This is a genomic window from Cohnella mopanensis (genome assembly GCF_022352055.1).
In the GTDB taxonomy this organism is placed as follows: Bacteria; Bacillota; Bacilli; order Paenibacillales; family Paenibacillaceae; genus Cohnella; species Cohnella mopanensis.
This window is the reverse complement of sequence record NZ_JAKRWM010000014.1, coordinates 138899-152085: the sequence shown is the minus strand read 5'-3', so window position 1 is coordinate 152085 and position 13187 is coordinate 138899. Positions and strand designations below refer to the sequence as shown.

7 protein-coding genes are annotated in these 13187 nt (G+C 51.9%); 2 read left to right on the top strand and 5 right to left on the bottom strand.

The features are described from left to right. The first annotated feature begins 19 nt into the window (after positions 1-19). Positions 20-781, top strand: a complete 762-nt coding sequence (locus tag L3D05_RS20015) for an exodeoxyribonuclease III (RefSeq protein WP_239618098.1) — start codon at positions 20-22, stop codon at positions 779-781. 54 nt (positions 782-835) lie between these two features. Here L3D05_RS20015 and L3D05_RS20010 read toward each other — a convergent pair whose 3' ends face one another. The 4 genes from L3D05_RS20010 to L3D05_RS19995 all read right to left on the bottom strand — a co-directional run bounded on the left by L3D05_RS20010 (position 836) and on the right by L3D05_RS19995 (position 6711). Beyond that, entirely contained in the window at positions 836-2005 is a 1170-nt protein-coding gene (locus tag L3D05_RS20010; protein WP_239618097.1) for a response regulator, read from the bottom strand. Then, entirely contained in the window at positions 1986-5129 is a 3144-nt protein-coding gene (locus L3D05_RS20005; protein WP_239618096.1) for a hybrid sensor histidine kinase/response regulator, read from the bottom strand. The genes L3D05_RS20010 and L3D05_RS20005 overlap by 20 nt, the downstream gene beginning before the upstream one ends. A gap of 226 nt (positions 5130-5355) precedes the next feature. Then, on the bottom strand, positions 5356-6186 hold the full coding sequence (locus L3D05_RS20000) for an NmrA family NAD(P)-binding protein (protein ID WP_239618095.1): 831 nt from the start codon (positions 6184-6186) through the stop codon (positions 5356-5358). A gap of 66 nt (positions 6187-6252) precedes the next feature. Further along, positions 6253-6711, bottom strand: a complete 459-nt coding sequence (locus L3D05_RS19995; RefSeq protein WP_239618094.1) for a MarR family winged helix-turn-helix transcriptional regulator — start codon at positions 6709-6711, stop codon at positions 6253-6255. A gap of 603 nt (positions 6712-7314) precedes the next feature. Between L3D05_RS19995 and L3D05_RS19990 the strand changes: the two genes are divergently transcribed. Further along, positions 7315-11997 carry a glycosyl hydrolase gene (locus tag L3D05_RS19990; RefSeq protein ID WP_239618093.1) on the top strand — a complete coding sequence of 1561 codons (4683 nt, stop codon included), beginning with the start codon at positions 7315-7317 and terminating at the stop codon, positions 11995-11997. Between the two features lie 56 nt (positions 11998-12053). Here the strand turns inward: L3D05_RS19990 and L3D05_RS19985 are convergent, their stop codons facing one another. Then, on the bottom strand, positions 12054-13178 hold the full coding sequence (locus L3D05_RS19985; protein WP_239618092.1) for a serine hydrolase domain-containing protein: 1125 nt from the start codon (positions 13176-13178) through the stop codon (positions 12054-12056). Positions 13179-13187: the final 9 nt, after the last annotated feature.

Here is a 13187-nt window from a genome sequence, read left to right as displayed (position 1 = left end):
CGACGAGGAGTGAATAGCGATGAAGCTGGTATCCTGGAACGTGAACGGCCTGCGGGCATGCGTCAACAAAGGATTTAACGATTATTTTAAGCAAATCGATGCCGATATTTTCTGCGTTCAGGAGACTAAACTTCAAGAAGGGCAAATTTGCCTAGAGTACGGCGAAGAGTATGCGCAATATTGGAATTACGCGGAGAAGAAAGGTTACTCCGGTACGGCCGTTATTACGAGGATTAAGCCCCTCTCCGTACGTTACGGCATGGAGGAAGATCACGAGCCCGAGGGGCGAATACTTACGCTTGAGTTCGGAGACTTCTATTTGGTAACCGTGTATACGCCGAACGCTAAGCGCGACCTATCTAGATTGGATTACCGCGTAGAGTGGGAGGATCGGTTTCGCGCGTATCTTCAGGAGTTGGACAAGCTCAAGCCTGTCATCGTTTGCGGCGATCTGAATGTGGCCCACCAAGAGATAGACATCAAGAACGCGAAAGCTAATCGAGGCAATTCCGGCTTCACCGACGAAGAGCGGGGGAAAATGACCGAGTTGCTGGAAGCAGGCTTCATCGATACGTTCAGACACTTGTATCCAGAGCGGAGCGATGTCTTTTCTTGGTGGTCGAACATGCCGGGCGTACGCGAACGGAACGTCGGCTGGCGAATCGACTACTTCCTCGCTTCGGCGAGACTAGCTCCATCAATCATGGACGCGCAGATTGATTGGGAGATCAGGGGTAGCGACCATTGCCCTGTTGTTCTGGAGATTGAAGTTACTGGATAACGATAGGACGTGCGGAAGGATTGTCCCACAAAACAGGCCGGGGCCCTAATTAGGCTACCGGCCTCGGCGTGCATTCGCACTGTCTTTCACACTGTCTTTCGCCAAGTGTTCCGCATACCGCGCTAGCGTTGAATCCGGGTCGGCGTTCAGATCCTCGCGCAGCAGCTGCTCGAATTTATCATAATAAGCGATAGCCGCTTCATAATCCCTCATCCCGGCAAGCAGCTTCATGATCCGCAGGCATATTTCGTCGGAGTAGAGCTCTTGCGCGTGGAGAGCGGTCAGCCTATCCAGGGCATCCTTCTCCCGGCCAGTCGCTGCCTCGTAATCGGCGAGGTTACTCGCCAGCCTGACGTACTTCTGTCTTAGCTCCGTCCTATGGGATACCGCCCAGTCGTAATCGTGCTCCTCCAAATAATCTCCGGCATACAAACTCAACGCGCGCGCGACTGCCTCTCTTCTCGCTTCCGACTGTACCGTCAGCTCAGCCGATTCCCGTTCGAACAGTTCTTTATCTATGATCAGGCTGTCGCTTGCCAGCCGATAGCTATCCAAAGCATATTCGATAGCGGCATTCACATTCCATTCCTTTAGCAGCTTGCGAATTTGATAGACAGAGGTATGCAGCAAGACGGTGGTTTTCTCGTAGATGCCGCCGGGCCACAAAGTTTCCAGCAGTTGATCTTTGGAAATCCATTGATCCTTGTAATGGATAAAATAGGCGAACAGCTCTTGGGCTTTCAACGTGCGTAAGGCCCGCAAGTGCTTAAGGGACGTATCCGACATCCCCCCGTCATGAAGCGCAAGGCGTTTAAAAGTCGTTGCCTGAGGCGGAACCGGTTGCTCCATCTTTATCCGTATCCTGCTTAGATCCTCGATAATTCGAGTAACGGTCCTCTTGAACCGCTCCGGGTGAACCGGCTTAAGCAAGTAATCAAGAGCGTTCAGATCGAAGGCTTCAATCGCGTATTCGGAATAAGCGGTTATGTAAACGATACGAATTTCCGGATCGATCCGCCAAATATGCTCAGCCGCTTCCAGCCCGTTCAACCCGGGCATCTCGATATCCAGAAAGACGATCTCCGCTTTATGCGACTCTAGGTATTTCATCCCCTCCCGGGCGGAAGTAAACTTAGCCGCCACTTCCAAGCGACCGTCTCGTTCCAACAACCATTCGATCTGGGCAAGCGCTGGTTTCTCATCGTCAATTAGTATCGCTCTCATCCGCTGTCGCTTCCCCTTCCCTCTCATTATTGGCAGATAGCATGGCTAAATTTTTCGGAAACCGGAAGCTAACGATGGCCCCTCGCTCTTGCCCGTTGCTTATATCCAATCCGCTGCCGTATAAATTCACAAGCCTGCGATGAATATTGCTGAGTCCGACTCTACCCGTCCCCTTGTCCGATTGCACCTCGGCTAGCCGCTTCTCCGTAAACCCGACTCCGTCGTCCTCTACCCTGACCACAATATTTCCTTTTTCTTCCTTGATGCCAAGCTTGACCGTACCGCCGGCTTCCTTCTTCATGACCCCGTGATTAACGGCATTCTCGATGATCGGCTGGATAGTCAACGGAGGTATCCGCACCTGCATATCGCACTCCACTTCGAACCGAACGTTCAACCGTTCTTCGAATCTCGCCTGCTCTACCGCAAGATAGGACTTCACCAGTTCCAGCTCTTTGCCGATCGTCGTCAGCTTGTCCCGGTTATGGAAGTCGAAGCTGCTTCTAAGAAACTGGCTTAGCTCGACTAACAATTCCATCGCTTTGTAAGGGTCGACGGGACAGACCGCGATAATGGTATTTAACGCGTTATATAGAAAATGAGGTTTGATCTGCGCTTGTAAGAACGCCATCTCCGATTGCACGGCAAGCTTGACCGATCCCCTGAGCTCGAGCAACGTCCGAACGCGCGCCCTGAGCTCGCCCGCATCGACAGGCTTGCTGATGTAGTCGTTGACGCCCGCCTCGAATCCGATCCGGATATCTTCGGGTTTGCTCTTGGCCGTCAGAAGCAGTACGGGAAGCTCGGATAGCATGAATCTTCCCCGAATGGCTCGGCAAAGCTCGATTCCAGACATCCTCGGCATCATCCAATCCGTAATCACGAGATCGTATTTCATGCCCGGAGCCATGATTTCCTGAAGCGCTTCTCCCGCGCTGCCGACCGCGATTACCTCGCACCGTTCCATGGACAGCAAATGGATAAGCACCTGAAGATTAACCGGATCATCGTCCACGATTAAAACTCTGAACTCCGTTTCGCCGCGAGCTGCAGAAGGGATGATCTCCCCTTGCATGTCCCAATCCGGCACGGTCGTAGCGGCAACCTCCTCCATTCCCTCCTGAACAAATAACTGTATATCTTCTTCCAGACGGGGAACGGTGAAAAAGAAGGTCGTGCCTTGGCCCTCGGCCGACTCCGCCCAGATCGTTCCTCCTCCCAGCTCGACCAACTGCTTCGTAATTTTCAGCCCCAGCCCGGAGCCTTGGAACTTGCGGCTAGAAGCTCTTCCTTGCCGGGGATGAAGAATCGCCGTTAGCTGTTCAGCGGGCATCCCAATGCCCGTATCCGTGACTTCGACCGTTATATAACCGTCTTCCGCATAAGCAGCTACGGTTATCTCTCCGGCGCTCGTCGCCTTGATCGCATTGCCGAGCAGATTATACAGAATTTGCCGCAGCCGATCCTCATCGGCATCCAGCAGCGGTAGATTACCGGACAGACGTTGGACTATGCGTACCTGTTTGTCTGCCAGAGTATGCTCAATTACCTCGACTACGGCATGGACGATCGGCTGGAGATGAACCGCCCGTTTGACCAGCTTTAACCCTCCGCTGCGCAGCTCTGCGAATTCGAGAATTTCGTTAATGATCACGGAAAGCTGCTTACCCGTCGTCACGATCATGGACAGGTGCTGCGCTTGCTTCTCGTTATTCAGCGATCCCGTTGCCCCTTCCAGCATGGACTGGGCGATGTTGATCATGCCGTGCAAAGGCGTCCTCAGCTCGTGCGACGTATTGGCCATGAATTCGTTCTTTAACCCGTCAAGGGTTAGCAGCTTCTCGGACAGCTTCTCTACTTCCCTAGCGGAATGAGTGAAGCGTTTCGCGAATAGCGCTGCCTGGGCGAAGAAAAAGATGACCATCTCGTAAGCGATGAGGTGCAACCCCGCCCATACTCCCGACAAATAAAGCACATAGAGGACGATCATGATCAGGACGCTCTGCGCGCTAATCAACCAATAGATGTCTATCGTCGAATTCCGTTGGCGCCCCTTCAACATTAAATACATCGAATAGCCGACCACCGTCATGCCGTTAAACAAAATCAAAATTTCCCACTGGGAGATAAACAAGGAGGACGTGCACACGATAACGCCTATCCAAGTTAACGTAAGCCATCCCGCTGCCGGTATCGCGTATCTATGCGCTTCTCCCGGACTGGTCTCCGCCACGGATCTCAGTAAGAAATAGTAGACCAACGACGAAGAGATCGGCTGAATCTTCAACACGACCCAATAAGGAATGCCCGGTAGCAACAGGGCGATCAACTTCTCTCCTTGGGTCAGCATATAAACTAGACAAACGAGGCAGAACAGCGCTAAAAATAACAAGCCCTTCTCCTGCTTCCTCAAACCGTAGAGCAACAAGCCGAACACGGCCGGAACCAATAACCCGGCCAGCGATGCGGCATCCTTGAATACGCTGAATAGTTTGCTGTTCGTCACGGATGATTGATCGCCGAAGGAGATCGAATAGATGATCCCCCCTGTAGAGTAGCTGTAATTCGCGACCTGTACGATCAATTCCGCGGTATCCCCCTCGATGGTGGCGTACCCTGCATAAGGAATGTTATTTGGCACGCCCTCCGATCGGCTTATAGCTGGCGATCCGCTTGAGCCAACCTCTTGTCCGTTCAAATAAATCCGGTTAGCCATTCGAATATTCGAGGTTTTGATTCCGTATAAGCCTTTTGTCGATGCGGGCAGCTTGATCAGCAATCGGTAAGTCCCGTAACCGATTCCGTTTTTGGAGCCGTCATCGTGCAAGTAGCGGTTCCACACGCCCGGAACTTTGACGATGCCCCCCTTCTCTGCCGTACCGCTTGAAGCTAGGGTTCCCGAAGAGAAATCCTCCGGCGTCAGCAGCCGGTTACGGTAGAACTCCCATTCCCCGTCCAAACGAACGGTGCCTTCGCCGCGAAAATCCCATTCGCTTAAATCGATAACGCCGTTACTGGCACGGACGCCGTCTCTTGACGCAAGTTCCGCTAGAACAAACATAAGTACGGTCACTATCAGAACGGCTATCATGATCATGCTTACGATCCGCTTTCGCTTATCCATCATCCGGCTCCTCGACATCTGTCTGTCCTTCCTTCGTCATTCGAATTATATCAGAATTGTTCCGGCTTAAACGAGAGTTAAGCCTGTTGAGACTGTCGCCCCAACAGGCTTCCACGGTACTAAGCGCAGGAACATCCGCCTATCATGCGCAACGGTTTGTTTTCCTCCAGTATAATCGCGATTCTGAACCCATTCTGAACTTCGCCGAAGGAGTCCTGATTAACCTCTAGCGGATCACCTTAGACTCTAGCAGCTTGCGGACTTCGTCCTTCAGAGACCGCAAAGGATAGCCGACTAACCTCGCCAAATCGGGGGAAACGGTTCTCGTATCCGATAGAGGCAACATCCGATACAAGGGATTATTCATGATGGGGTCGGTGCGGTGAACGACTCGCCGTCCCGACGCTTCCGACAGAGCGCGCGCTAGATCGTCTAGATTCCATGGGCGCGAAGCCGTAAGCTCATACATTCGGTTCTCATGCCCATCCTCCGTCAGAACGGTTGCCGTGGCAGTCGCCAGATCCTCCCTGGATGCGGCATTAAACGTCCAATCCCCAGGAGGGCTGAGCAGAATGCCGCTCGATACCGCTTCTCTTAAACCAAGAAACCTAAGAACATCCATATAGGTCGCATTGCGAAGAATTGTATAAGTCAGAGTAGAAGCACGAATCGCTTGTTCCGTCTGAAGATGCATTGCATGCAGCGGCATGCTCCCTTTCTCCACATAGGCGAAGCTTGTATAGAAAAGATGTTCGATTCCCGTTTCTGCGGCTGCTTCGATCGCGGCCGCGTGCTGTTTCAGGCGAACGGAATCATCGGAATGCGAGGAAGACACGAGCAGCAGCCGAGAGGCTCCGCGGAAAGCTTCCCTAAGGGATTCCGGATCATCGTAATCTCCGTATCTAACCTCTGCTCCTAGCCGCTTGTAGGTTTCGGCTTCAACCGCGTCCGGTCTCCTTACGCTAAGAATAAGATCTTCGGCTCGAATACGTTTGAGTAATTCCTTTGCAACTAACTTTCCAAAATTGCCAGTAGCGCCCGTTATGACGATTTTCATGGTTAAAATATCCCCTCTCGCGACTTATTAGTTAAATGTTTAACTATATTTCGTAAAAGAAAGGAACTACGGAGTCGCAGTCCCCTTTTGCAGCTTGCCAAGCAGGGTTAACAATTGGACTTTTTCCTCATCGTTAAGCCCTTCCATCCGAGACGCGATGACCGACCTATTCCCCGGCAGCACGTCCCACAACAAGCGTTCTCCTTCCGGAGCAAGAACGATGATTCTCTTCCGTCCGTCTTCCGGATGGCCTGAACTTGTCAGATAACCCATTTCCTCTAATGGAACGAGCAAGACGCTTATATTCGCTCTCGTCACGCCGATTCGAGCAGCCAAATCCGAAGGCAGGATCGTACCGCCGGCTTTGGCGATTTCCACAAGCAAACGTATTCGCGCTCCGTTCAAGCCTTTGGAAGACCAATACTTCTCGGAGAATCCGATCAAACGAGCCGTAGCGTCCACCAGCGAGAAGAAGGCTCTTGCCTCGAGCGGGGGCTCCGTCACGTACCGTTGAATGTCATTCATTTAAGCCATCGCCCTTAATTAGTTAAATATTTAACTACAATGTATCTAAAGAGAAGAATACTGTCAACAGCCAACGAATCGCAAAAAGCCGCGAGCACCCCTATACGAGAGCTCACGGCTTTCCTCTACAGCAAATCGCAGTTTATCTTTATGACCGCCTTCTTAACGATCGGCGAATTAGCCCAATTGTTACGCCGTCGGATTTTCAAGAAAAGAGTCGGAATTACCCCTTCGGAATATCGAGCGCAAATTTAGGGTCTAACTTGCACTCAGCGACAGCTAATCGGTGTGTGCCAGTCCGCCTCCCCCTCTTTAAGGCACCTAACAAAAATCCCCCACATGAACCAGAGAAACCTAACAAAATGACAACAACCAAGTACAATAAAAGCAAATCCAGTCGTCTATAATTCTGTAATCATTGCGTTTATAATCTTGTAAAAGCGCTTACATTGCTGATTTACGTAGGTGACTCTTCGCATTTCTAATTTTGAATATTCCATGAAGGGGGTTTGCCATTCGTTCCATCTCTATAACAATGTCGAACTTTGTTATCAATTGTTAGGTTGTATTAGAAAAATTAAATATTGAAAAAGGAGAGTTGAAATGAATAAGAAGCTACGAATCGGACTTGTCTTCGCCCTAATCTTAACGATGATCGTTTCTACGTTTACTTCGGCGGCATTAGCCAGTTCCGATTCCTCTACGCAAGGGAAGGATGCCTCCGACATTCAAGGGCATTGGGCACAAGCCGCAATTGAGAAGTGGAGTTCTTATGGCGTGTTGAAGGGCACGAAGGACGGTTCGTTCAAGCCGAACGGGGAGATGACCCGGGCGGAATTCGTCACGGTCATTAATCGCCTATTCGGATTCAAGAATGTATCCGGCGTATCGTTCACGGACGTCCCAGCCGGGGCGTGGTATGAGAGCTCCCTGAGCATTGCCAAGGAAGCCGGATACTACACGGGATTCCCGAACAACGAGGCCAAACCTCTTGAACGAATTACCCGTCAGGATGCGGTTACGTTGCTCTCAAGGGCGTTTTCGCTAAAGGCCGATTCGAATGCCTCATTCGCTGACGGCTTCAAGGATGCTAATCAAATCGCCGGCTATGCCAAAGATGCCATTAACGCTTTGGAAGGCGTAATTAGCGGTTATAAGAACGGCACGTTTGGTCCTAACGGTTACATTAAACGCGCAGAAGTCATCAGCCTTGTCGATAAGTTTATTGGAGCATTTTATTCGAAGAGCGGACAATATACAGGCGGTAAAGTAGCCGGAAACGCCGTCATTAACGCCTCGGATGTCGTGCTTCGGAACACGGAAATCGCCAGAAATCTATATCTCGCGACGGGAATAGGGGATGGCGATGCTACTCTGGATCATGTCGCGGTAAAAGGAACAACCTTCGTGGCAGGCGGCGGAGAGCATTCGATCACCGTTAAAGATTCCTCTTTGCCCGTCGTCATCGTCAATCGCCCGGACGGCAAAGTCCATCTGCTCATAAGCGGACAAACGGTTATCGGCAGTATCATTACCGAGAATGCTTCGATCGTCGAGCTAGAACAAGGAACGACGGTCGACAGCCTGACGTTAAGCTCGTCCTCGGAACTCATCTTACATACGGGGGCTTCCGTTAAGAAATTAATTATCGCTAACGACAATACGATCATCAACGGCAAACCGGTCGCTAAAGGCGAGTATTCCGTCGTTAACGGCGTTGTCACCGCATTGAGCGGGAGCGCTTCTTCCGGCGGTGGCGGTGGTTACGGCGGCGGTTACGGTAATGTTGGAACGACACCCGTTATCAATCTCGTAGATCCGAACGCTACCGCAAATACGCGTTCTCTATTTCTCTACTTGAACAATACCCGCGGAAAGCAAGTCCTCTTCGGACACCAGCACGCGACCGATGTAGGCATCACCCTAACGCCATCCGGCGATGGGCTTCAGTCAGAGGTCAAGAACTCGGTCGGCGATTTCCCTGCCGTATTCGGCTGGGATACGCTTAGCTTGGAAGGAAAAGAAAAACCGGGCGTATTAGGCAACTTCGAGCAGAGTCGTGCCAACCTGACCGAGTCGGTAAGAGCCGTTCACAAGATCGGCGGAATCGTCACGCTCAGCTCCCATATGCCGAACTTCGTTACGGGAGGCAGCTTTAACGATACGACAGGCTCCGTCGTCGAGCATATTTTACCGGGCGGCGACAAGAATGCGGAGTACAACGCGTTTCTCGATAACATCGCCCTGTTCGCCAACAATGTGAAGGACGATAACGGCAACCTCATCCCGATCCTCTTCCGTCCTTTCCATGAGCAGAACGGCGGTTGGTTCTGGTGGGGCGCCAAGACGACTAGCACTAGCCAGTACGTAGAAATTTTCCGATACACGGTCGAATATTTGCGGGATAAGAAAGGCGTGCATAACTTCCTGTACACGTTCTCCCCTAACGGCACGTTCGGAGGAGCTGAAAGCTCTTATATGACCACTTACCCTGGCGATGACTACGTGGACGTTCTAGGAATGGATCAGTACGATAATCAGCAGACGCCGGGAACGGAAGGCTTCTTGAACGGCTTGGTTGCCGATCTTAAGATGATATCCAAGCTGGCGGACAGCAAAGGCAAGATCGCTACCTTCTCCGAATTCGGCTATAGCCCCGCGGGCATGCTGACGACGGGCAACGCCGATACGCATTGGTTCACCAAATTGCTTAATGCAATCAAGTCCGATCCGGACGCGAAGCGCATCGCCTATATGCAAACTTGGGCTAATTTCGGGCTTGGCAACAACCTGTATGTTCCTTATCGCAACGCTCCGAACGGGTTAGGCGACCATGAGCTGCTACCCGACTTCATCGATTACTACAATGATCCCTACACCGCTTTCCTTAAAGAAGTAAAAGGCATATATGGAAATGCGGCAACCACCGCCGCGAAAAAACCTCTGATGCACATCGTCTCTCCTACGGACAATGGCACGGTTAGCGATGCGACGACGACTATTCGGGTACGGGCAGTAAATGTCCAGCCGACAAAAGTCACTTACTCGGTCGCAGGCTCTAACGAGGAAATTCCGATGACGCTGGATGCGGATCAATTTTACTACACCGCAAATTGGTCGCCTTCTGCACGCTTTAACGGAAAGTCCGCCACCCTTACGGTTAAGGCGTACAAACCGGATAACACCGTTTTGCAACAATCGGTTACCGTTTTCGTGAAAGTGGAAGAGATTTTAATGAAATCTTTCACGTTCGATTCCGATATCGCGGGATTTCAGAATAACGGAACATACCCCGACACGATCGGATTGGCATTTTCGCATGGCGATCTTGGAGGCAACAAGGTGCTCCAGCTAGGCGTTAGCAATGCCGTCTATTCCGACACTTGGCAGGAGCTGAAGCTGGAGTTATCCGGTTTGTCGGATACCGTGACGATTGCCGACGTCAAACGAGTGAAGCTAGACGCTTGGATTCCATTATCGGCGGGAAGCAAAAGCGCTAATGCCAGCGTACGCGCAATCGCTATGCTGCCGGACGATTGGAATACGAAATACGGGATGACAACGAGCGAGAGGAAACTTACGGATCTGCCAACAGTGACAATAAACGGGGTTATCTATGCCCAATATTCTCCCGTCATTGACTTGAACGATCCAGCGAAATCTGCCGCCGCAACCGGACTTGCCGTATCTCTCGTCGGCAGCGGTTTGGATCTTGACGGGGCGATCTATATCGACAATCTAAACTTGTATAGCGTCTATACCGAAGCGCCGAAAGACCCAGCACTTGTCGATGACTTCGAATCGTACCAAGGCAGCGACGCAGCACTCGCCGCGAAAGTGATTCATGCGGGCGGCGATGCGACGACGGTCTCGCTGGATGGAGCCCACAAGAGCGGCGGCAACTATGCGATGAAGCTCGACTACACGTTAGCCGGCTCTGGCTACGCAGGCGTAACCAAATCTCTTGGTAGCGTCGACTGGTCAACCTTCAACCGCTTGAAATTCTGGCTCGTGCCGGACGGATCGAACCAGAAGCTCGTCATTCAACTGAAGGTCGACAGCGTCTCCTTCGAGGCTTATCCATCGCTGGCTACCACTACGCCTGGTTGGGTAAACCTACACTTTAACGATTTTAACGTTGCCCCTTGGGATACGGGGAACTTGGGTAAGAAAATAAACAAAGTCAGCCTTAAGAACGTACAGGAGCTGTCCATCTACGTTAACTCGGTAGGCGGCGCAACTCTCTCCAGCTCCTTGTATTTCGACGATATCAAAGCGATTAACGATGGAACAGGCGGCGTGCCTAACGGCGGTAGCGGTGCCGGCAGCAATCCAGCTTCGGCAGGCACGCTCTATGGCTTTGAGACGGATACTTCCGGCTGGAACATAGAGGTGAATAACGCGAGCGCGACGGCACCCGTGATTACGACGGACGCTGCCTCGGAGGGTACTCATTCCATGGCATCGACATTCTCCTTGGGCGGCACCGGATTCGAATTTACTAAGGTTGCCGCACTAGACTTGTCTGCGGCAACCGCGATCAGCGTCAAAGTGAAGCTGTCTTCCGGTCAAGCCAACGCGCGTCTTTACATTAAGGTCGGTTCGGCATGGGAATGGCACGATAGCGGAACGCCAACTCCCGTCGACTCCAGCGGTTTTACGATCTTGTCCATCCCGCTCACCGGGATCGCCAATCTGGATACCATCCAATCGATCGGCGTGAAGATCGAAGCCGTTGCCGGGGGTACAGGAACCGCAACCGCCTACGTGGATGACGTCTATATTACGGCCTCGCAACCTGTAGGCATGAGCTTTGATTTCGAAACTTCCGCCGACAGCTGGGCGGTCAATAACGACAGCAACGGAGCCTATAACACGGCCCACGCGACTGGCTTAGAGACCACTACGGCCGAGGCTTCCAAAGGAACTCATTCTCTGAAGGCCGATTTCGATCTCGGAGTGGGAGAGTTCCAAATTCGCCATGCGAACGCGCTGGATCTTAGCACCGCAACCGCGGTTACGGCAAAGGTCAAGATCGTTCCCGGAGCTGGCGCGAATCTAGGAAGCGGAGTGAAGCTTAAGCTATTCCTGCAATCGGGTGACGGTTGGAGCTGGTTCGATTCCGGCGAAATCACTTACGCAGGTACTGACTTTAATACAATAACGTTCGACCTCTCCAGCGTGACGAACAAGAACCAAATTAAGGCTCTCGGCATTCAAGTGCTGGCGCCGGGCAACTCGTCCGGAACTGCCACCGTGTATCTCGATGACGTAACACAGCAATAAACGTGCAACGCAAAGGCCGTGAATTCTTCGCAGGAAGGTTCACGGCCTTTGCCCTTCTACTTTTCCCTAGCGGCTTTGACGATCTGCGTATAAATAGACTGAGGCATCGTTGCATCCATCGGCGAATTGGAACTGAATACAACGACGAGGTCCAATGCGGGCGCGACGAAAATGTATTGTCCTCCGTAACCCATCGCATTGAATACCTGCTCTCCGCCATATTCCCCTACCCACCAATGGTATCCGTATTTTCCGAACATATAGTTTCCCTGAGAATGCACTTTCGTGGAGGTCTTAACCCAGTCCTCGGGGACGATTTGCTTGCCCTCCCATTTGCCGCCGTGCAAGTACAGAAGACCGAATTTCGCCTGGTCTCTCGCGGTCATTTTCAGGCCGAAGCCTCCCGTGTTCGTACCATCCGTACTAGGGTACCATCGCATTTCGCGCGTAATGCCCAGTGGCTCGAACAGCACTTTTTTGGCGAAATCGTATTCGCTCTGGCCGGTTGTTTTTTTCAAAATCGATGCCAGCAACTGCGACCCCCCGGTATTGTAATTGAACGATTCTCCCGGTTTGTCTTCCATCGGTCTCCGCAGCACGAACCCCGGCCAGTCCTTCGACTCGATCAACGGATCGACGCGGTAATTCCAGCTTGTCCATTCCGGCCAATCCAACCCCGACGTCATCGTAAGCAGGTTCTCGATCGTAATCTCCTTCTTGCCGTCCTCCGCCACCGCTTCGGCATACTCCGGAAAGTAATCGAGCACTTTGTCGTCTATGCTCTTAATGAGTCCTTGCTCTATCGCGATCCCGATCAAAGCCGATGTTATGCTCTTCGTCACGGAGTAAATCTCGTAATCTTTATCCGGCTGACTTTCTTGATAATATTCGCTGACGATATACCCGTTTTTAACCACTACCATCGACTGTATCGGTCGATAGGTGACCTCCCTCAAGATGTCGTCCAGCTGGGAGGAGTCCATACCGCGCTCTTCCGCATCCGCCGTCCGCCAACCGTAGGTCGGCCAATAATCCGGCTCTTGCACGGTTATTGCCTGCTGCTCAGTCGTAATCGCTGCCGGGCTGTCTATATTAGAGGAACAACCGGTCAGGAAGATTACAATTAGCACCAATAGGAACGCTATCGAGTACGTTGCCTTTTCTGTTAACTTACTAAGCATGAGATGTGC

What these genes read in the sequence shown, in the direction of transcription:
- L3D05_RS20015 (WP_239618098.1), top strand. Translation starts at nt 20, where the DNA reads ATGAAGCTGGTATCCTGGAACGTGAACGGCCTGCGGGCATGCGTCAAC.
- L3D05_RS19995 (WP_239618094.1), bottom strand. Translation starts at nt 6,711, where the DNA reads ATGAATGACATTCAACGGTACGTGACGGAGCCCCCGCTCGAGGCAAGA.
- L3D05_RS19985 (WP_239618092.1), bottom strand. Translation starts at nt 13,178, where the DNA reads ATGCTTAGTAAGTTAACAGAAAAGGCAACGTACTCGATAGCGTTCCTA.
- L3D05_RS20005 (WP_239618096.1), bottom strand. Translation starts at nt 5,129, where the DNA reads ATGGATAAGCGAAAGCGGATCGTAAGCATGATCATGATAGCCGTTCTG.
- L3D05_RS19990 (WP_239618093.1), top strand. Translation starts at nt 7,315, where the DNA reads ATGAATAAGAAGCTACGAATCGGACTTGTCTTCGCCCTAATCTTAACG.
- L3D05_RS20010 (WP_239618097.1), bottom strand. Translation starts at nt 2,005, where the DNA reads ATGAGAGCGATACTAATTGACGATGAGAAACCAGCGCTTGCCCAGATC.
- L3D05_RS20000 (WP_239618095.1), bottom strand. Translation starts at nt 6,186, where the DNA reads ATGAAAATCGTCATAACGGGCGCTACTGGCAATTTTGGAAAGTTAGTT.